Origin of the sequence: Pseudomonas sp. 7SR1 (assembly GCF_900156465.1) — a bacterium.
Lineage (GTDB): Bacteria > Pseudomonadota > Gammaproteobacteria > Pseudomonadales > Pseudomonadaceae > Aquipseudomonas.
Genome location: NZ_LT707064.1, coordinates 2,810,473 through 2,831,447, shown reverse-complemented (window position 1 = coordinate 2,831,447; position 20,975 = coordinate 2,810,473). Strand labels below are relative to the sequence as shown.

15 protein-coding genes are annotated in these 20,975 nt (G+C 62.8%); 8 read left to right on the top strand and 7 right to left on the bottom strand.

Features of this window, described 5'->3' with window-relative positions; all coding sequences use genetic code 11:
- Positions 1-26: 26 nt before the first annotated feature.
- Positions 27-1,664: a 5-guanidino-2-oxopentanoate decarboxylase gene (locus BW992_RS12855; protein WP_072395275.1), complete on the bottom strand. Its 1,638-nt coding sequence runs from the start codon at positions 1,662-1,664 to the stop codon at positions 27-29.
- 157 nt (positions 1,665-1,821) lie between these two features.
- Between BW992_RS12855 and BW992_RS12850 the strand changes: the two genes are divergently transcribed.
- Positions 1,822-2,709 carry a LysR substrate-binding domain-containing protein gene (locus BW992_RS12850; RefSeq protein WP_076406345.1) on the top strand — a complete coding sequence of 296 codons (888 nt, stop codon included), beginning with the start codon at positions 1,822-1,824 and terminating at the stop codon, positions 2,707-2,709.
- Here the strand turns inward: BW992_RS12850 and BW992_RS12845 are convergent.
- Positions 2,696-3,715: an alpha/beta fold hydrolase gene (locus BW992_RS12845; protein ID WP_072432118.1), complete on the bottom strand. Its 1,020-nt coding sequence runs from the start codon at positions 3,713-3,715 to the stop codon at positions 2,696-2,698. The two genes, BW992_RS12850 and BW992_RS12845, sit on opposite strands and share 14 nt — an antisense overlap.
- Before the next feature lie 270 nt (positions 3,716-3,985).
- The gene (gene metE / locus BW992_RS12840; protein ID WP_072395282.1) at positions 3,986-6,298 is read right to left on the bottom strand and encodes a 5-methyltetrahydropteroyltriglutamate--homocysteine S-methyltransferase; all 2,313 of its coding nucleotides are present in this window, start codon (positions 6,296-6,298) and stop codon (positions 3,986-3,988) included.
- A gap of 107 nt (positions 6,299-6,405) precedes the next feature.
- Between metE and metR the strand changes: the two genes are divergently transcribed.
- Positions 6,406-7,323, top strand: a complete 918-nt coding sequence (gene metR / locus BW992_RS12835) for a transcriptional regulator MetR (protein ID WP_072395284.1) — start codon at positions 6,406-6,408, stop codon at positions 7,321-7,323.
- Positions 7,324-7,389: 66 nt separating this feature from the next.
- Here metR and BW992_RS12830 read toward each other — a convergent pair whose 3' ends face one another.
- From BW992_RS12830 to BW992_RS12815, 4 genes are all read right to left on the bottom strand, one after another.
- A complete protein-coding gene (locus BW992_RS12830; RefSeq protein WP_072395286.1) occupies positions 7,390-7,887 on the bottom strand; it encodes a GNAT family N-acetyltransferase in 498 nt (165 codons plus the stop codon).
- Complete coding sequence (locus BW992_RS12825) at positions 7,884-8,522, bottom strand: LysE family translocator (RefSeq protein WP_072395288.1); 639 nt, start codon at positions 8,520-8,522, stop codon at positions 7,884-7,886. Before BW992_RS12825 ends, BW992_RS12830 begins: the two co-directional genes overlap by 4 nt.
- Positions 8,523-8,539: 17 nt before the next feature.
- Positions 8,540-8,956, bottom strand: a complete 417-nt coding sequence (locus BW992_RS12820) for an NUDIX hydrolase (RefSeq protein WP_076406343.1) — start codon at positions 8,954-8,956, stop codon at positions 8,540-8,542.
- Positions 8,957-9,176: 220 nt separating this feature from the next.
- Positions 9,177-10,541 carry an HD domain-containing phosphohydrolase gene (locus BW992_RS12815; RefSeq protein WP_072395302.1) on the bottom strand — a complete coding sequence of 455 codons (1,365 nt, stop codon included), beginning with the start codon at positions 10,539-10,541 and terminating at the stop codon, positions 9,177-9,179.
- Positions 10,542-10,771: 230 nt separating this feature from the next.
- Between BW992_RS12815 and BW992_RS12810 the strand changes: the two genes are divergently transcribed.
- From BW992_RS12810 to BW992_RS12785, 6 genes are all read left to right on the top strand, one after another.
- Positions 10,772-13,069, top strand: a complete 2,298-nt coding sequence (locus BW992_RS12810; protein WP_076406341.1) for a GGDEF/EAL domain-containing response regulator — start codon at positions 10,772-10,774, stop codon at positions 13,067-13,069.
- A complete protein-coding gene (locus tag BW992_RS12805) occupies positions 13,066-14,940 on the top strand; it encodes a putative bifunctional diguanylate cyclase/phosphodiesterase (protein ID WP_072395306.1) in 1,875 nt (624 codons plus the stop codon). Before BW992_RS12810 ends, BW992_RS12805 begins: the two co-directional genes overlap by 4 nt.
- Positions 14,941-14,982: 42 nt before the next feature.
- Positions 14,983-15,942, top strand: coding sequence for a cytochrome-c peroxidase (locus BW992_RS12800; protein WP_076406339.1), 960 nt, complete (start codon positions 14,983-14,985; stop codon positions 15,940-15,942).
- Positions 15,939-17,741, top strand: a complete 1,803-nt coding sequence (locus BW992_RS12795; RefSeq protein ID WP_072432115.1) for a DAHL domain-containing protein — start codon at positions 15,939-15,941, stop codon at positions 17,739-17,741. The genes BW992_RS12800 and BW992_RS12795 overlap by 4 nt, the downstream gene beginning before the upstream one ends.
- The gene (locus BW992_RS12790; protein WP_072395312.1) at positions 17,738-19,144 is read left to right on the top strand and encodes an ATP-binding protein; all 1,407 of its coding nucleotides are present in this window, start codon (positions 17,738-17,740) and stop codon (positions 19,142-19,144) included. The genes BW992_RS12795 and BW992_RS12790 overlap by 4 nt, the downstream gene beginning before the upstream one ends.
- Before the next feature lie 169 nt (positions 19,145-19,313).
- Positions 19,314-20,966 carry a glucan biosynthesis protein gene (locus tag BW992_RS12785; protein ID WP_076406337.1) on the top strand — a complete coding sequence of 551 codons (1,653 nt, stop codon included), beginning with the start codon at positions 19,314-19,316 and terminating at the stop codon, positions 20,964-20,966.
- Positions 20,967-20,975 lie beyond the last annotated feature (9 nt).

The window sequence follows — 20,975 nt, the reverse complement described above, 5'->3', positions numbered from 1 at the left end:
GTGACTTGCCGCTGCCTGGCTCGGCCTCATCGCGACACCTGAGCCATCCAGAGCGCCTGGTCGATCTCGATCAGCGTCGGGCCTTGGCGGTCGCGGGCCGCCAGCAATGCCGCGCGCAAATGCTCCACGCCATCGATGGCTTGCGCAAAGCAGCCCAGGGCCCTGGCGACGCCGACAAAGTCCGGGGTGTAGATGTCTACGCCGACCGGCTCGATGGCGCGCCTGACCATGTATTTCTTGATTTCTTCGTAGCCCTGGTTGTTCCACAGCAGCACGATCACCGGTGTGCACGCCTCCACGGCGCTGGCCAGTTCCGCCAGGGTGAACTGCAAGCCGCCATCGCCGATCAGGCACACCACCGCCGGACGCCCCTGGCCCTGGTCCGTGCCGCCGAGCCAGGCACCGATGGCTGCCGGCAACGCGTAGCCGAGGGTGCCATAGCCGGTGGACGCGTTGAACCAGCGGCGTGGCTGTTCGAGGTTGAAGGTCAGGTTGCCGGTATACACCGGTTGCGTGGAGTCGCCGACAAAAACCGCATCGGGCAGCGTCTGGAGAAGGGTATCGAGCAACAGCGTCTGGGCACGGGTCGGGGCATCCCAATCCTGCTCCAGGGCGACGCGCAAGCGCGCCACGCGAGCCGCGCCCCAATCGGTGTCGCGCTCAGGCAGCGGTAGGCGGCCCAGTTCGTCCAGCAAGGCCTGGGCGGCGGTACGGGAATCCGCTACCAGCGCCAGGTGCGGCGGATAATTGCGCACGGTCTGGTCCGGGTCGATGTCGATGCGCAGCAGCGCACCGGGAATCTGGAAGCCGCCAGCGAAGGTAACGTCATAGTCGGTCTCGGCCAGTTCAGTGCCGACGGCCAGCACCACGTCCGCCTCGGCCACCAGCGCACGAGTGGCCACCAGGCTTTGGGTGGAGCCTATCAGCAAGGGGTGACGGGACGGCAACAGGCCCTTGGCGTTGATGGTCAAGGCCACTGGCGCACCGAGGCGCTCGGCCAGTTCGGTCAGCTGGGCCGCGGCATCGATGGCTCCGCCTCCGGCCAGGATCAACGGTCGCCTGGCGTTCGCCAGCAGGGCCGTCATGGAAGCCACGGCGGCCGGCGCGGCACCGGCACGGCTGATATTGACCGGCGTACTGGTCAGCAAGGCATCCGCTTCTTCAACCAGGACGTCCAGCGGAATCTCGATATGCACCGGCCGCGGCCGTCCAGCCTGGAACAGCGCGAAAGCCCTGGCCAGCACCCCTGGCAACTCGGCGGCGGACATCAAGGTGTGGGAAAACGCCGCGACACCACCCACCAGCGCACTCTGGTTCGGCAGCTCGTGCAGCTTGCCACGGCCGCCCCCCAGCTGACTGCGGGACTGGACGCTGGAAATCACCAGCATCGGAATCGAATCGGCATAGGCCTGACCCATGGCCGTGGCGATGTTGGTCATGCCCGGGCCGGTGATGATGAAACACACGCCGGGCTTGCCGCTGACCCGAGCATATCCGTCGGCCATGAAACCGGCGCCCTGCTCATGGCGCGGTGTCACGTGGCGAATGCTGGAGCCGGCCAGCCCACGGTACAACTCCACCGTGTGCACTCCGGGAATGCCGAATACCTGCTCGACGCCATAGCCTTCCAGTAACTTGACCAACACTTCGCCGCACGTTGCCATTGCCCCTGCCCTTTTCCAGTCTTGACGAGCCCCCGGCAGCCGCTGGCATAGAGCCTGTCTGCCTTGGGGATGGGGTTATTGGAACGGGCAGGCCATAGCGGCAACAATGGATAAAAAGTCATACTAGCCATGTCCTCACGTCATGACTCGGCTCTCTATGAAACGACTTCCTCCGTTGCCGGCATTGCATACCTTCCTGGTCACGGCCCAGTGCTGCAATTTCACCCGGGCGGCCGAACAGCTGCACATCACCCAGGGCGCAGTGAGTCGACAGATCGCAGGCCTGGAGGATCACTTGGGGTATGCGTTGTTCCAGCGCCACGCGCGCGGCCTGAGCCTGACCGCCGAGGGCCAGGCATGGCTGCCCAGGGTCCAGGAAGTGTTCGGCCTGATCAGCGATGCCGTGGAGCAGATCGGCGAGAAACGCCAGACCCTGCAGCTCAAGGCACCGACCTGTGTGATGCGCTGGCTGCTGCCGCGCCTGCTGCAATGGCAGAAGGAACGTCCGGACCTGCCGGTGAAACTGACCAGCACCGCTCGGCACGGTGTCGATTTCCAGCGCGAACCCTTCGACGCCGCGGTGATCTACGGTCAGCCGCCGGACACCTCGCTGGCCTGCCTGCACCTGTTCGACGAGCAACTGACGCCGGTGTGTTCCCGGTCGCAGCTCGAAAGCCCCGTGCCGCTGCGCACCCCCGCCGACCTGCAGCACCACCTGCTGCTGCACCCCACCGATGATGAGCGCGACTGGAATGCCTGGCTGGAAGCCGCCGGTGTGAAACTGGCCCGGATCGCCCACGGCCAGCATTTCGAGACACTGGACCTGGCCATGTCCATGGCCTCCCAGGGCACCGGGGTGGCCATCGGCGACTGGGCGCTGATCGGCGACGATCTCAAGGCTGGAAGACTGACGACACCGTTCGACCTGAAAGTCAGGACCGGCCTGGGCTACTACCTGGTCTGTCCACGCAGCGCCCAGGCTTCGCCAGCGTTGCAGGCGCTGATGGCCTGGCTTGTGGAACAGGCCCGCACTAGAGCAGATTAGGCGCCTGGGCCGGTTCCAGCTGGGCCCAGTGGGAGGTGTCTTCGCGGTGCTGCCGCAGATAGGGCAACACCGCCCCCAGCAACGGCTCCCTGAACGCCTCCTGGAAGCGATGGGCCAGACCCGGTATCAGTTTCAACTGGCTGCCCCGGATATGGGCCGCCAGGTGCACCCCGTGCATGACCGGCAACAGGGGATCGGCCGTGCCGTGGACCACCAGGGTCGGCACCTGCAGCTGGTTGAGCAGCGCTACCCGGCTGGGCTCCGCCATGATTGCCATGATCTGGCGCTTGACGCCCTCGGGATTGAAGGCCCGGTCGTAGGCCTGCGCGGCCTGGTGCAGCAACGCCTGGCGATCATCCACCACCATGGGACTGCCCAAGGCGGCCAGCAGGTCGGCCTGCTGCTCCAGGGCCATCTCTCGGTTCGGCGCACCGCGTCGCGACAGCAGTTGCACCAGCGCTTCGCTGGGCGCCGGCAGACCCTGGGCGCTGGAGCTGGTCATGATCAGGGTCAGGCTTTCGACCCGCTGTGGCGCCATGGCCGCCATGTGCTGGGCGATCATGCCGCCCATGCTCGCGCCCAGTATGTGAAAACGCTGCACTTGCAACGCGTCCATCAAGCCCAGCCCGTCGCTGGCCATATCGGTCAAGGTATAGGGCGCCGCCACCGGCAAGCCCAGCTTGTAGCGCAAGGCTTCGAACGTGAGGTTGGCGCTGCCGGGAGCCTGGCGCCAGGTGGACAGGCCCACGTCCCGGTTGTCGTAGCGAATCACCCGGAAGCCTTGCTCGCACAGGGCTGTCACCACTTCATCCGGCCAATGGATCAATTGCCCGCCCAACCCCATCACCAGCAGCAACGCCGGATCGGACGCACGGCCAATACTCTGGTACGCCAGGCTGACCTGGTCCAGATCGACCCGTTGGGTCGCGACATTGACATCACAACGAGACGCCGCCAACGACGGCAAGCCGAACATCAGGACGGCCAGGAAAATGAACACACGCATGAAGAAACACCAAAACGCAGAACCCCAGTAGAGCGCGAGTCTGATGAAATTCGTTCAAGCGCGCTGCCACAGTTGCGTGACAGTTTGATGAAGATTGCCGAGCGGTCGAATGCCCGCCCCGCTCCCGGGCGGGCATGCCGCCAGGGACGCGCCGCGTTCCGCTTCTGCATGGTGACGCGCAGCGTCAAGAGGGCATTCCCACACGGAGCATGGGAACGATCAACATTCCTTATTGGGGTGTGAACAGACCTCCCCCTGTGGCGAGGGAATTCAAGCCAGCTGGCTGCGCAACTGCCGTGCCGCCGCCACCATGTTCACCAGCGCCGCCTCGGTCTCGGGCCATGCGCGGGTCTTCAGGCCACAGTCGGGGTTGATCCACAGCTGTTCGGCGGGGATCCGCTCGACCGCCTTGCTCACCAACGCAACCATCTCGGCGGTGTCCGGTACCCGTGGCGAATGGATGTCGTAGACACCCGGGCCAATGTCGTTCGGGTAGTCGAACGCTTCGAAGGCATCGAGCAGTTCCATGTCCGAGCGGGAGGTTTCGATGGTGATGACATCGGCATCCATGTCGGCGATGGCCTGGATCACGTCATTGAACTCGCTGTAGCACATGTGGGTGTGGATCTGGGTTTCATCCCGTACTCCCGACGCGCTCAAGCGAAACGCCTCCACGGCCCAGTCCAGGTACTCCTGCCATTGCCCGCGACGCAGCGGCAACCCCTCGCGGAACGCCGCCTCGTCGATCTGCACGATGCGGATCCCGGCAGCCTCCAGGTCCAGCACTTCGTCACGCAGGGCCAGTGCCAGTTGTTGCGCCTGGGTTTGGCGCGACACGTCTTCGCGCGGAAAGGACCACATCAGCATGGTCACCGGGCCGGTGAGCATGCCTTTCATGACCTTGTCGGTCAGGCTTTGGGCGTAGCGGATCCAGTCGACAGTCATGGCCTTGGGGCGGCTGATGTCACCATAAATGATGGCCGGCTTGACGCAGCGCGAGCCGTAACTCTGCACCCAACCGAAACGGGTGAAGGCGTAGCCGTCCAGTTGTTCGGCGAAGTATTCCACCATGTCGTTGCGCTCGGCTTCGCCATGGACCAGCACGTCCAGGCCCAGGCGTTCCTGGATCTGCACGGCGTGGCGGATCTCGGTGTGCATGGCGTCCTGATAATCGTTGGCCGACAGCTTGCCCTGCCGGTATGCCTGGCGTGCCAGGCGAATGGCCGGGGTCTGCGGGAACGAGCCGATGGTGGTCGTGGGGAAGGCCGGCAACTTCAGCCGCGCGCGCTGCTGCTCGATCCGTTGCGCGAAAGGCGAACGGCGCTGGCTGTCCTGCGGGCCGATCGCAGCGAGGCGGGCCTGGACCTCGGGTTTGTGAATGCGCGTCGAGGCGGCGCGGCGGGCCTGCGCGTCGCGGCTTTCGGCCAGGGCCTGGCGAGCGCCGGGGGCAAGTGGATCGTTCAGCGCATCGCGCAGCACGGCCACTTCGCCACACTTCTGCACGGCGAAGGCCAGCCAGCCCTTGAGTTCGGGATCGAGCCGGTCTTCGCGTTCCAGATCCACCGGGCTGTGCAGCAACGAGCACGACGTGCTCACCCAGAGGTTGTCGCCGAAACGCTCCTGGGCCGGCTGCAGTTGCGCCAGCGCCTGTTCCAGTTCGCAACGCCAGACATTGCGGCCATTGACCAGGCCCACCGACAGGATCTTGTAGCTGGGCAGGCGATCCAGGACCTGGCCCAGTTGCTCCGGCGCCCGGACTGCATCGATGTGCAAGCCGTCCACCGGCAGGCCCACGGCCAGGCCCAGGTTGTCCTGCAAGCCGCTGAAATAGGTCGCCACCAGTTTCTTCAGGGGTGAATACTGAAGAATGTGATAAGCCCGCTCGAAGGCGTTTTTCCAGGCCTGGGGCAGGTCTAGGGTGAGGATCGGCTCGTCGATCTGCACCCATTCCACACCCTGGGCTTTCAGGCGATTGAGGATCTCGCCGTAGACCGGCAACAACCGCTCCAGCAACTCGAGCCTGTCGAAATCCTGCCCCTTGGCCTTGCCCAGCCACAGGTACGTGAGGGGGCCGATGATCACCGGTTTGACCCGATGTCCCAGGGCGTGGGCTTCGTCCACCTCATCGAACAGCTGCGACCAGCTCAGGCTGAAGGTCTGTCCGGCGCAAAACTCCGGGACCAGATAGTGGTAATTGGTGTCGAACCATTTGGTCAGTTCCTGGGCGTGCTGCGTCTGGCCATGCTCTGCACTGCAGCAAGACACCGTGGCGCCACGGGCCATGGCGAACAAGGTGTCCAGGCTCGGTTGGCCATGGGCGTCGAGGGTCGCGTGAAATCGCTCCGGCACGGCTCCCAGGGTCAAGGTGTGGCTGAGCACCTGGTCGTACCAGGCGAAATCCCCCACCGGCAGCAGGTCTATCCCGGCGTCTTTCTGCAATTGCCAGTGCCGGGCCCGCAATTCACGGCCCACCGCCTGCAACCCGGCCGTGTCCAGGTCGCCCTTCCAGTAGGCTTCAAGCGCTTTTTTCAGTTCTCGGTCGGCGCCGATGCGGGGAAATCCCAAGGTGTGGGCCAGGGCCATGGTGTGCGTCCTCCTGTAAAAGATGCCGCCATTGTCGACAGCCAGCCCCACATGAGACAAACTCAACCTTTTCGTGTTGATCACAAGTTTTCTTCATGGAGCCTCCGGTGCTTGAACTCCGTCACCTCAAGACCCTGCACGCATTGCGCGAAGCCGACAGCCTGGTGGAGGCCGCCGAACGCCTGCACCTGACCCAGTCCGCGCTGTCCCACCAGTTCAAGGAACTGGAGGAGCGCCTGGGCATGCAGTTGTTCGTACGCAAGACCAAACCGGTACGGTTCACCAGCGCCGGCCTGCGCCTGTTGCAACTGGCCGATGCGACCCTGCCCTTGCTGCGCAGCGCCGAGCGGGACATTGCCCGGCTGGCCGGGGGGACCGCCGGACGCTTGCACATGGCGATCGAGTGCCACAGTTGCTTCCAGTGGCTGATGCCCACCATCGACCAGTTTCGCGATGCCTGGCCGGAAGTCGAACTGGACCTGGCCTCCGGCTTCGCCTTCGCCCCGCTGCCGGCCCTGGCCCGGGGCGACCTGGACCTGGTGGTGACCTCCGATCCCCTGGAACTGGCGGGCATTACCTACGTGCCGCTGTTCACCTACGAAGCCATGCTGGCCGTCGCCAACCAGCATCGGCTGGCGGGCAAACCCTACATCGTGCCCGAGGACCTGGTCAGCGAAACCCTGATTACATATCCGGTGGAGCGGGATCGACTGGACATCTTCACCCGCTTCCTGGAACCGGCCGACATCGAACCGGCCCAGGTCCGCACGTCCGAATTGACGGTGATGATGATGCAACTGGTGGCCAGCGGTCGCGGCGTGTGCGGCATGCCCCACTGGGCGCTGCATGAATACAGTTCACGGGGTTATGTGAAAGCCAAGCGGCTGGGAGAAAAGGGCCTGTTCGCCACGTTGTACGCCGCGGTACGGACCGACATGCTCGATGCTCCCTATATGCGCGACTTCCTGCTGACGGCCAAGGACACCTCGTTTTCCACGCTGGACGGGGTCAGCGCCGTTCGGTGAAGCGCGTTGTGGCAAGGGGACGAATCCCCTTGCCAGAAAAAAGCTCGACCATCATGGCCGGTTGGTCTACAGCTCGAGCCACATGTGAATCTTGTCGAAGTACTCGTCGCCCACGCGGATCGCCATCGGCTCGAGGCCGTACAGCACGAAGCCGCAACGCTGGTAGAGCTTGATGGCCGGGTCGTTGCCGGCGGTGACGGTCAGTTGCACCAGGCGCAGGAAGTCATGCCGACGGGCCTCGGCCAGGGCAGCCTCCAGCAGGCGCTGACCGAGGCCCCGATGACGATGGGCATCGACGACATACATGCCGAACAGCGTTGCCTTGTGCCGGGCCTTTTGCCGATGGTCCAGGGCCAGGCCGACGATTGCGGCCAGCTCGTCGGCCACGAACGCCCCCAGGACCACATCGAACCGGCCGGTCAGGCGTGACTCCCACCAGTTCATGGGCATGGCCGCCCGCTCGCTGACGCTGGAGGTAAAGGCCTGCGGATGACGCTCGTAGGCCTGCAGCATCAACTCGCGATACGCCTGGGCATCGCCAGCGCGCAGCCGTCGAATGCTCATGCGGTCCGCCGTTGCTCGAACATCAGCCGCAGCGCCAGCCCGCCCAGGACAAACCCCATGAAATAGCGCTGTGCCGCCAGCCAGGTGGGGTTATGGACGAACCACGAGGCGATGCCCGCGGCAAACAGCGCAATCAGCAGGTTGACGCTGAAACTGACGCTGATCTGGGTCAGCCCGAGGATGATGCTCTGGGTAAACAGCGAACCGTGTTCCGGGCTGATGAACTGCGGGAACACCGACAGGTAGAACATCGCGATCTTCGGATTCAGGGCGCTGGTGAGAAACCCCATGGTGATCAGCTTGCGCGTCGAATCCGCCGGCAGCTGCCGGGCTTCGAACGGCGAGCGCGCCCCGGGCCTGAGTGCCTGCCAGGCCAGCCACAACAGGTACAGCGCACCGGCCCATTTCAAGACTTCATAGGCCATGGGCACCGCCATGAACACCGCCGTCAGCCCCGCGGCCGCGGCGAACATGTGCACGAAGAAACCCGCGACCACCCCCAGCAGGGACGTGACCCCGGCCTTGCGGCCCTGGCAGATCGAGCGGGAAATCAGGTAGATCATGTTCGGCCCGGGCGTGAGCACCATCAGCAACGCGGCGGCGGCGAAGATCAGCAGGTCCGGCAGAGGAATCATGGGCATCGATCCTTGAGTCAGCAGGTCGCAAGACAGGTGGTTCGATAAAACGGCAGGATCGCCTCGCCTGTCAACGGCGCCAGCAAAAGCCCTCCGTCACCGGCCGGATCGATCCAGCGCACTTCCTCGATTTCGGCGGCGGGCGACACCGGGGCATCGATGCTCAAGAGGAACACTTGCGCCTCTACGACAAACCCCGGCTCGTTGGCCGCCGGCGCGCTGAACGCCCCCAGGTAGCGGGCCTGCGTCGGATCGATGGCCAGGCCTAGCTCTTCGTCCAGCTCACGGGTCAGGGCCTGCACCGGTTGTTCATGGGCCTCGATCTTGCCGCCCGGCTGCATGAAGGCCCGGGTGCCACGCTTGCGCACCAGCAGGGTACGACCGTCCGGCCCGATCAACAGGGCGGCGGCGATGCGAATAACGGAAGTGCTCATGAATGCTCGGCCTCGACGCAAAAAATGCCGCCAAGGTTACAGACCGAAGTGGCGGGGAGCAAAGCCGGATGCCCGTTTCAGGATCCGCAGATCCCGCCTGATGCAAGGCAATGCAATCGATTAAAGCAGAGGCATCGTGGCGAGGGAGCAAGCTCCCTCGCCACGATGCCTCTGCACAACGCTCGAATGAACAGCAGCCCAGGCAGCTATCAGACTCCGTTTACCCCAGCATCGGCTTCGGCGCGGCAGGGTCCGCTTCCTCGGGAATCTTGACGAATACGCTGTACCGGGCCCCTTCCATCGCTTCGAAGGCGATGAGCTTATCCACCAGCGGGGCACTCAGGACCTTGCCGGCGTTGAGCAACAACATGCCGTTATCCGCGTTCAGGTTACGGGCCAGGACCATGCCCGCCGTCAGTTCGCGGGTGTTCATCACCTTCACCGTCGGGTCGGACAGGGTCACGTCTTCCAGGTATTCGCCACAGGCCTTGATGAAGTCTTCCACCATGTCCGGGTCGTACAGCTTGCCGGCATATTTGCGGATGTAGACCAGCGCTTCGTCGCTGTTCATCTGTCGCTCGAGAATCAGCCCGCGCTGCAGCTCGATGAAGTCCACCGCCAGCTTCAACAGCCGCGAACCGAAGGGAATGGCCTCGCCCTTGAGATGGTCGGGAAAGCCGCTGCCGTCCCAGCGCTCCTGGTGATGCAGGATGATGCGCGCCGCGTCCTTCATCGGGTCCAGGGTCATCAGCAGCGATTCGCTCTGCTTGGGATAGGCGCGATACAGCTCCAGCTCGTTGTGGTGCAGCAGGTCGGCCGGCGTGGTCATCATGTTGTCGGTCCAGCTCAGCTTGCCGATGTTGTACAGCGCCGCGGCCATGGTCAGGTCGCGGTCGGTTGACTCGTCGAGGAAATGCAGCCGGCTATACACCCGGATCAGCTCGATGATCTGCCGGTTGGTCTGCTTGGCCTTGGGCAGGCGCAGGTTGGCGATCAGCGAGAACACCTCGGTACCGGTCACGTAACTGCGCTTGAGCTCTTCATAGGCCAGGTCGAGCATGTCGGCGGTCTGCTGCAGCTCGGCGGTGCGTGACGCCACGCGCTTTTCCAGGGTCGCGTTGAGGGTCTTGAGCTGCTGGTTCTGCTCGCGGTTCAACGCTTCGAGGCGCTGGCGCTCGTTTTCCGAATGCTGGTGGGCCAGGGCCTGGCGTAGCGCCTGCACCAGTTCCTCGTCGTTCCAGGGCTTGCTGAGGTAGCGATAGAGCTGCCCCTCGTTGATGGCCTTGGTCATCATGTCGACGTCGGCGTAGCCGGTGAGCAGGATGCGCAACGTCGACGGATACAGCTTGCGAATGTGCGCCAGCAGCGTGGCGCCATCCATGTTGGGCATGCGTGCATCGGTCATCACCAGATCGACCGGCCGCTCCTTGAGGATTTCCAGGGCCTTGGCACCGCTGTCGGCCAGCAGGATCTCATAAGGCTGGCTACGCAATAAACGCCGCAGGCTATTGAGAATCGACTCCTCGTCATCCACCAGCAGCACCGTCGGCTTCGTGACCGGAACGTCCGGCGATTGATCTTCCATAGCTACCCCCTCCTGTAAACGACAACAGTTCTACCCACCCCCGCATAAGAACAGGCTAGTAGATCGCGAAGATTTAGGCACGATTTGCCATCACTGGCCGAGCGCATCCCGATCGGACGACTATGCTGTACCCCATGAAGGGCCAAGTACAGGCCAGATTACTCATGCCAGTGAAAGGGATATCCGATGTGCCCACGGTTCAATCGTCAGCATCTCCCCGGTGCACGGCCATGAGCCTGCCCCTGGACAAGGCCAACCGGCGGATTCTGATCGTCGACGACACCCAGACGATCCATGAGGATTTCCGCAAGATCCTCAGCCCCCAGGAGGCCCCCGAAGACAGCCTGAGCAGTGCCGAGGAGGCTTTGTTCGGCGCTCCGGTGGCGGCGGCCAGCCACAGTTTCATCCTCGATTCGGCCTTCCAGGGCATGGAAGCCCTGAACAAGGTGGAAACGGCGCTGGAACAGGGCCAGCCCTACGCCATGGCCTTCATCGACATGCGCATGCCCCCTGGCTGGGATGGCCTGGAAACCATCGAGCGGCTGTGGCGCGTCGATCCCAAGCTGCAAGTGGCACTGTGCACCGCCTATTCGGACTATTCCTGGGAGGACATCGCCGATCGTCTCGAACTGGGCGACCGCCTGCTGATCCTGAAAAAACCCTTCGACGCCATCGAGATCCGCCAGATGGCCAGCACCCTGACCGTCAAATGGCAGATGACCGAAGACGCCGCGCTGAAAATGGACATGCTCGAACAGGCGGTGCAAGAACGCACCCGGGAGCTGGCGGACGCCAACATCATCGTGCAGAACAGCCCCACCATCCTCTATCGCCTGCGCGGCGAACCGCCGTTTCCCTTGATGTACATCTCCCACAACATCACCAAGTTCGGTCATGTGGCGGCGCAACTGGTCAACTCGCCTGAATGGGCACAGATGCTGATCCATCCGGACGACCAGGCCAAGATCGACCAGGCCATGGTGCGCGTGCTGGATCGTGACACGACGGGGGCCTCCATCGAGTTTCGCATGCGCACCGGCGACGGCTCGTTCCGCTGGGTGGAAAACCGCTACATTCCGGTGCGTAACGAACAGGGCCTGCTCCTGGAGGTGGAAGGGATCATCCTGGACATCACCGAACGCAAGCTGGCCGAGGAAAAGATCGCCCTGCTGGCCCGCACCGACAGCCTGACCGGCCTGGCCAACCGCGCCACGGTGATCGAGCGCCTGCACCAGGCCTTCGCCGCCGCGCGTCGGGGCGCCGCGCCGTTTGCGATGTTCTACCTGGACCTGGACCACTTCAAGCGGATCAACGACACCCTGGGCCACCCCATCGGCGACCTGCTGTTGCAGGAGGTCGCCAAGCGCCTGAAAGACTGTACCAGGGAGAACGATGTGGTGGCGCGCCTGGGCGGCGACGAGTTCGCCATCCTGCAACTGGACGTCCACGAGCCGACCCATTGTGCGGCCCTGGCGGCCAAGATCCGCGATACCCTGGTGGCGCCCTACTCCCTGGACGGCAACGATGTGCGGATTTCCGTGAGCATCGGCATCGCCCTGTACACCCCCCAGAGCCCGAGCGCCGACAGCCTGATGGCGCAGTCCGACATGGCCCTGTACCGCTCCAAGGAAAAAGGCCGGAACCAGTACCACTTCCACAATGAAGAGATCAACCAGGAGGTTACCGACCGGGTCACCCTGACCAACGACCTGCGCCAGGCCATCGAGAACAACGAGTTGCAGTTGCACTACCTGCCGGAGGTCGACCTCGGCACCGGCAAGATCCTGGGCATGGGTGTCCAGGTGCGCTGGAAGCATCCCGAACGGGGCTGGCTGGAACCTTCGGCGTTCATGCCGGCGGCCGAGAAGAGCGGGATCATCGTCGCCCTCGGCCATTGGGTGCTCGACCAGGCCTGCCAGCAGATGCGCCAGTGGCGCGACCAGGGCATGGCGCCCCCGGTCATCGCCATCGACCTGTCCCTGACCCAGCTCAAGACCGGCCCGGAGCTGATCTACGATGTCCTGCGCACCACCGCACGTTGGGAACTGGCGCCCTGGGACCTGCGCTTCGACGTGACCGAAGCCACCCTGGCCCAGACCAAGTGGACCCACAACGACGTGCTGCCGCGGCTGTGCGAGTTGGGCGTGCAGATCGCCATCGACGACTTCGGCACCGAGTATTCCTCCTTCGATTACCTCAAGACCTATCGGGTCAACCACCTCAAGCTCGCCCAGAGGTTTCTCGACAGCGCCAACGCCGACCCCGAGAACGCCACGACCCTGCGGGCGATCATCAATTTCGCCCGGGACGTGGGCATCGGGATCATTGCCGAAGGCGTCGAGACCCAGGAGCAACGCACCACGCTGATGTCCAGCGGCAGCGGCGGGCCGATCCTGGCCCAGGGTCACTACTTCAGCACGGTGGTGGACAGCGGCCAGGCCGGAGAACTGCTCAAGGCCGGTACCATCGTTCCCGTGACGGATCATTGGACACGGCCCGCGAGCCAGCTGTCGGAGAGCAATCCATGAACCCTATGTCGGTACCTGCCAACCGGCGAATCCTGGTGGTGGACGATACGCCGGCGATCCACCAGGATTTTCGCAAGATCCTCAGCCCCAGCGCCGGCAGCGACGACTCGCTGGACGACACCGAGAGCCTGCTGTTCGGCACGCCCCAGGTGAGCCGGCTGCAGTTCCAGATCGACTCGGCCTATCAGGGCGAAGAAGCCCTGGAACTGGTCAAGCGCGCCCAGGCCGAAGGCCAGCCTTATGCACTGGTGTTCGCCGACATGCGCATGCCGCCGGGCTGGGACGGCCTGCAGACCATCGAGCGTCTCTGGGAAGCCGACCCGCGGCTGCAGATCGCCCTGTGTACGGCGTTTTCGGATTACACCTGGGAAACCATGTCGGAGCGCATCGAATTCGACGACCAGCTGCTGATCCTCAAGAAACCGTTCGACACCCTGGAAATCCGCCAGATGGCCAGTGCCATGACCTGGAAATGGCAACTGGCCCAGGATGCGGCGCGCAAGATGCGCAGCCTGGAGCGCACCATCGAGGAGCGGGTCCAGGAACTGCTCAAGGTGTCGCACCTGCTGCAATACGACGTGCTCACCGAGCTGCCCAACAGCATGCTGCTGGGCGATCGCCTGACCCAGGCCATGGCCCAGTGCCGCCGGCATGACCGGCAACTGGCGGTCATGTTCATCGGACTGGACCGCTTCAAGCGCATCAACAACGCCCTGGGGCATCCGGTGGGCGATGAAATGCTCAAGCGTGTGGCCAGGACCCTGGCTACCGTGGTGCGCGAATCCGATTCGGTGTTTCGCTACGGCTCCGACGAGTTCGTGGTGGTGCTGGGTGACGTCACGGATCCGCAGCAGATCAAGGGTGTGGCGGAAAAACTGCTGACGGCCATCAGCACGCCCCACCCCATCGATGGACATGACCTGACCGTCACCGCGAGCCTGGGGGTCAGCCTGTACCCGGCCGACGGTTTCGATGCGGTGGCGTTGATCAAGAAAGCCGAGACGGCGATGCGCAACGTCAAGGAGACCGGGCCCAACGACTACCGTTTCTTCACCGAAGACATGAACCGCCGGGCCCGCCAGCAACAGACCATCGAGTCCGGCTTGCGCCTGGCCCTGCAACGCAAGGAGTTCGTGCTGCATTACCAGCCCAAGCTGGACCTGCACACTGGCAAGGTGGTCGGCGTCGAGGCGCTGGTGCGCTGGGACCGGCCCGGCCACGGGCTGATTTACCCGTCGGATTTCATCCCGGTAGCCGAGGACAGCGGCCTGATCGTGCCCCTGAGCCAGTGGGTGCTCCAGGAAGCCTGCCAGCAGGCCTGCCGCTGGCAGGCCCAGGGCATGAAGCCGCTGTACCTGTCGGTGAACGTCTCGGCCATCGATTTCCGGCAACGAGGCTTCGTAGAAGGCATCGCCCACACCCTCAAGGAAACCGGGCTGGACCCGACACAGTTAGAACTGGAGATCACCGAAAGCGTGTTGATGCAGAACATCGACACCACCGTCGCCGTCCTCAAGGCCATCAAGCAACTGGGGATACGCCTGGCCATCGACGACTTCGGTACTGGCTATTCGAGCCTGAGCTACCTGCAGAAATTTCCGGTGGATGTGCTGAAGATCGACCAGTCGTTCGTGGGCGACCTGAGCATCGACAGCAACGACGCCAAGCTGGTGAGCACCATCATCAGCCTGGGCAGGAGCCTGAACCTGCACATCATCGCCGAAGGCGTGGAAACCCTTGAGCAACTGGAATTCCTCAAGGCCCACCAGTGCGAGGAAGCCCAGGGGTACTACTTCAGCAGGGCAGTGGAGCCGCAAGCCTTTGTCCAGTGGGTAGCCGAGTGGGAACAACGTCCGAACCCGTTTTCATGAATCCCCAGGATTCATCCACCCAGAGATTCAAGGAAGCATCCGATGGCGTCATCTGTATCGTTATTGGCTCTCGGCCTGCTCATGGGCTTGGGCCTGACCGCCCATGCCGCCCCCCTCGACGAACCGCTCAAACCGTTGCCTCCCATTCCTGCCCTGGACCCCAAGCGTGTCCAGCTCGGCCAGCGCCTGTTCCATGATCCACGGCTATCGGTCAACAACACCCTGTCCTGCGCCAGTTGCCATCGCCTGGACAAGGGCGGCGCCGACGACAAACCGTTTTCCCTGGGCTTCGACGGCAAGCCGGTGGAGGTCAATACCCCCACCGTGTTCAACGCCAGCCTGAACTTCCACCAGTTCTGGGACGGTCGCGTCGACACCCTGGAAGAACAGGTGCATGTGGTCGTGACCAGCCCCGCGGAAATGGGCAGTACCTGGGAAACCGTGGTCAAGCGCATCGCCGACGACCCGGGCTACGCCAAGGACTTTGCCGACGCCTACCCCGACGGGGTCACCCAACCGAACATCAAGCATGCCCTGGCCGACTTCGAACGCACCCTGCTGACCCCCAACTCGCGCTTCGACAAATATCTGCTGGGCGACACCGATATCCTCACGCCCAGGGAAAAGTTCGGCTACCAGCGTTTCAAGGAATACGGCTGCATCGCCTGCCACCAGGGGGTGAACATCGGCGGCAACATGTTCCAGAAATTCGGCGTCATGGGTGATTACATCCAGGACCGGGGCCACCCTGCCCGGGCCGACGAAGGTCGGTTCAACGTCACTGGCGACGAAGCCGACCGCCAGGTCTTCAAGGTCCCCAGCCTGCGCAACGTCGCCGTCACCGCCCCGTATTTCCATGACAGTTCCGCGTCGACCCTGGAACAGGCGGTTCAGGTGATGTTCAAGTACCAGCTAGGGCGTGAGCCCTTGAAGAACGACACGGAGCTGATCGTCGAATTCCTCAAGACCCTGACCGGTGAATGGGAGGGCAAGCCCCTATGAGCCCTCTTCGTCGTATCAGCCTGTTGCTTGTCGGCCTCCTGCTCGCTTCGATCCTGCTGTTCATGTATGTCAATTCCAGTGCACAGCAGGCCGCCTCGTACATCGAGTCCCGGGACCTGATCCGCCTGCTCAAGCAGCAGGACGCCATCTGGGACAACGAAGTGCTCAAGTCACGGATCGCCCTGAGCCACAACTACGACCCGCTGGTCTCGCCGCTGCACGAGATGACGCGCCTGTGGCAGCGCCTGGACGCCATCGAGTCGGAGCCGGGCCGCCACACACCCTCGCGGTGGGAGGGCCTGCGGGACGAATACCTCAAGGCCGTCAAGGAAAAGACCCGCCTGGTGGAACAGTTCAAGTCCCACAATGCGGTGCTGCGCAACTCCCTGGCCTTCCTGCCGACCGCCGAAGATGACATCCAGGCCCAGTTCGCCCAACTGCCCGATACGGAAAAACTGCAACTGCAGAGCGTCACCATCGATACCTACGACCTGCTGCTCAGCAGCATGGAGTTTTCCCATCTCACCACCCCTGAAGTCGCCGCCGAAGTGCTGCTGGGCCTGAACCGGCTCGACATCAACAAAGAGCGCCTGCCGGTGGGACTGGGGGGTTCGGTCGATATCCTGAGCCGGCACATCGCCCTGATCCTGCGCGAACAACCTCGGGTCAACGAATTGTTGCAGGGTATCGAAGCCGTCCCCGTTTCCGATCACCTGGACGCCATCACCCACCTGCTGGAGAAAGACCAGGAGACAGCGGCCAGCAAGCACCAGCGCAACCATGTGTACCTGCTGGTGTTCGCCACGTTCCTGGTGCTGATCCTGATCTGGCTGGCGATCCGGCTGGTGCGCAGCTTCGCCGAGATCAAGCGGGTCAACAGCGCCCTGCAAAGCGCCAACGACGAGCTGGAGCAACGGGTCGAGGAGCGCACCCGCCAGCTCAAGGACACCCAGAGCGAACTGATGGATACCGCCCGCCAGGCCGGCATGGCGGAGATCGCCACCAACGTCCTGCACAACGTGGGCAACGTGCTCAACAGCGTGAATATCTCCGCCGATCTGGTCAGCCGCAAACTGCGCGGCAGCAAGGCCCAGGGGCTGGGCAAGGCGATGCAATTGATCAACGAGCACCCCCACGACCTGGGGCATTTCCTCACCGAAGACGAAAAGGGCAAGCTGCTGCCCGGCTACCTCAACCAGCTGGTGGAGGCCATGGCGGTCGAACAGCAGGGCCTGCTCGATGAACTGGCGCAGTTGAGCAAGAGCGTGGACCACATCAAGGACATCGTCTCCACCCAGCAATCCTACGCCGGTGCCAACAGCCTGATGGAGCCGCTGGTGGTCAGCGAACTGCTCGAAGACGCCCTGCGCATGAATTCCGGTGCCCTGACCCGCCACCATGTAACCGTGATCAAGGAGTACGGCGACGTACCCCGGATCATGGGCGACAAGCACCGCCTGCTGCTGATCCTGATCAACCTGATCAGCAACGCCAAGTACGCCATGGCCGGGGTGTCCAATCATGCGCGGAACATGACCCTGAGCGCCCAAGTGGTGGATGGCGAGACCCTGCAGATCAGCGTCAAGGACGAAGGCGAAGGCATCCCGGCGCAAAACATGACCCGCATCTTCGCCCACGGTTTCACCACCCGCAAGGAAGGCCACGGTTTCGGCCTGCACAGCTGCGCACTGGCAGCCATTGAAATGAACGGCCATCTCACCGCCCACAGTGACGGGCCAGGCACGGGGGCGACGTTCGTGTTGCAAGTGCCCCTGAAACTCGCGGAAGGTGAGCCATGAACAGCCTGAGCAACCGGCGCATCCTGCTGATCGACGATACGCCTGCCATTCATGACGATTTCCGCAAGATCCTCACGCCCCAGGACGACAGCAACACGGACCTGCAAGACATGGAGAACGCCCTGTTCGGCGAGGCACCGAAACCTGTCGGCCCGGTCTTCGAACTCGACTCGGCCTATGGCGGGCAGGAAGGCTTGAACAAGCTGCTGCAGGCGCTGGAACAGGATCGTCCGTACGCCCTGGCCTTCGTCGACATGCGCATGCCCGAGGGCTGGGACGGCGCCAGGACCATCGAGGAACTCTGGAAACGCGACCCGCAATTGCAGGTGGTGGTCTGCACCGCTTATTCGGATTACTCCTGGGATGAACTGCTGGACCGCTTGAACGGCCATGACCGGCTGCTGATCCTGAAGAAGCCCTTCGACAACATCGAAGTCCAGCAGATGGCCAACACCCTGACCACCAAGTGGGAAATGACCTCCCGCGCACAGTTGAAGATGAACAAGCTCGAAGAGCTGGTGGAACAACGGACCCAGGCGTTCAAGCAGGCCAGCTCCTTGCTGCAGATGGAAATCGACGAACGCAAGATGCTGGAAACCCAACTGGTGCAATCGGAAAAGCTCGCCTCCCTGGGCCAGTTGGCCGCCGGGGTCGCCCATGAGATCAACAACCCGATCGGCTTCATTTCCTCCAACCTGGGGGCGCTGGACGGTTACTTCGGCAAACTGGAGGAAATGCTCCTGGCTTATGGCAGCGCCGAACAGGCCATCGCCTCGCCGGAGACGGTGGTGCGCCTGGCGAAGCTGCGCGAACAGGTGGAACTGGACTTTCTCGTCGAAGACATACCGCTGCTGATCAAGGAGTCCAAGGATGGCATCGCCCGGGTCGGACAGATCGTCAAGGACCTCAAGGACTTCTCCCGGGTCGACTCCAACCAGGAATGGCAGATGGCGAATCTGCAACAGGGCATGGATTCGACCCTGAACATCGTGGCCAACGAGATCAAGTACAAGGCCGACGTGGTCAAGGAGTACACCCCTCTACCGGAAGTCGAGTGCCTGCCGTCGCAGATCAACCAGGTGATCATGAACCTGATCGTCAACGCCGCCCAGGCCATCGGCCCGGAGCGCGGCACTATCACCCTGCGCAACGGCGTGGAGGGTGATCGCGTCTGGATCGAAGTCGCCGACAACGGCTCGGGCATCCCGCCGGAAACCCTGCAAAAGATCTTCGACCCGTTCTTCACCACCAAGCCCATCGGCCAGGGCACGGGGCTTGGTCTGTCGCTGTCCTATGGGATCGTGAAGAAACACAATGGGGAGATTACGGTCAGCAGCGAGGTCGGCGTGGGCACCACGTTCCGCGTGGAGTTGCCGGTTCGGCAGATGAAGCAGGTGGGGTAAGCGATCCGGATGCAGTCGCCTGTTCCGTGACGAGGCATACCTGCAGCCACTGGATAATCGACTCCAACCTTCGGATGCCTACCCATACCTGTCAGGTTTGACAGTAGACGAGCATTGCCTGTCGATTGAACATCCCTGCATCAAATGTTCACTCTCAGGGAAGGCTCCCATGCTGAATCGGCGAGATCTGCTCAGGTTCACATCGCTTTGCGCAACATTTGCCTCATTGAAGCTTCCCCTGACGGCTGTCGGTGACATCGCGCAAATCGATGACACCAATCGTTTCACTTACGAAAAGCTGATCACGCTCGCCGAAAAAATGGCGATGAAACCGTACGTACGGCCCGCCACTCCTGCGCAATCCTCTCTATCGAAAATCGATTACAACGCGCGAGGTCTTATCCGCTTCGACACCACTCGTGCACTGTTCGCGAAGGGACCCGGCAAATATCCGCTCACGTTTTTCCATCTGGGCGACCTTTTCCGCGTCCCGGTCAAGATGCATGTCATCGCCAACGGCATCTCCCAACCTATCGATTACGACAAGACGCTATTCAGCATGCCTGCCGACAGCCCCGCTCAGGCACTTGGAGCTGACAGCGGTTTTGCCGGTTTTCGATTCCAGGAAAGTCGCCTGGGAAACCAGAAGAAACTCGATTGGAAACAAAACGACTGGGTGGCTTTTCTGGGGGCCTCGTATTTTCGAGCCATTGGCGAACAGTATCAGTATGGAATTTCAGCCCGGGGTATAGCACTGGACGTTGCTTCGGCGAGCAAGGCTGAAGAATTTCCGGACTTCACCCACTTCTGGTTCGAGACGCCAACCCATGACCAACAGTCGGCCATGACGGTCTACGCATTGCTCGATAGCAGCAGTCTGTGTGGCGCTTATCGTTTTGTGATCAGCCGCACCGAAGGGGTACTGATGGACATCGAGGCCGAGCTGTTCCTGCGCCAGGATATCGATCGCTTCGGCATCGCCCCGCTGACGTCCATGTTTTGGTTCGGTGAACCGGCCAAGCTGACGGCTATCGACTGGCGCCCCGAGGTCCACGACTCCGATGGACTGGCGCTTTGGACGGGAACGGGCGAGCACATCTGGCGCCCACTGAACAATCCTGCACGTACCATGGCTTCGGCATTTTCAGACAACAATCCCCGCGGATTCGGACTGCTTCAACGTGACCGATCTTTCGCCAATTATCTGGACAGGGTCCAGTATCAGCGCCGCCCCAGCGTATGGGTAGAACCTCTGGAGGACTGGGGCGAAGGAAGCGTACAACTGGTGGAAATCCCGACCGACGACGAAATCCACGACAACATCGTCGCGATGTGGGTCCCCAAGGAGCCCGCCGAAGCCGGCAATCACTACCGCTTGAAATATCGTTTGCATTGGCTTTCCGATGAGCCGTATCCCAGCAATCTGGCACGCTGCGTAGCCACACGCCTGGGGACTGGGGGCATTCCAGGCTCCCCGCGTCCCAAGGGAGTACGCAAATTCGTTGTGGAGTTCATGGGAGCGCCGCTTGAAACGCTGACCTGCGACACGAAGCCACAAGCCGTGCTATGGGCGTCCAGAGGATCGTTCTCTAACGTTTTGACCGCATCCATGCCAGGCAGCGGGCTGCCGGGGCACTGGCACGCTCAATTCGATCTGACTGCCGAGGGCAGCGAGCCGGTCGAGATGCGCCTGTATTTGCGCCTTGGGAAAGAAACGCTTTCCGAAACCTGGCTCTTCCAGTACCACCCCTTCAACTCAAAACCCCAGGCACTGGCGCAGCAAGCGTCCCTTCGCTCATCCCCCGTCACCCCCAAGGCCTAGTCCCATGAC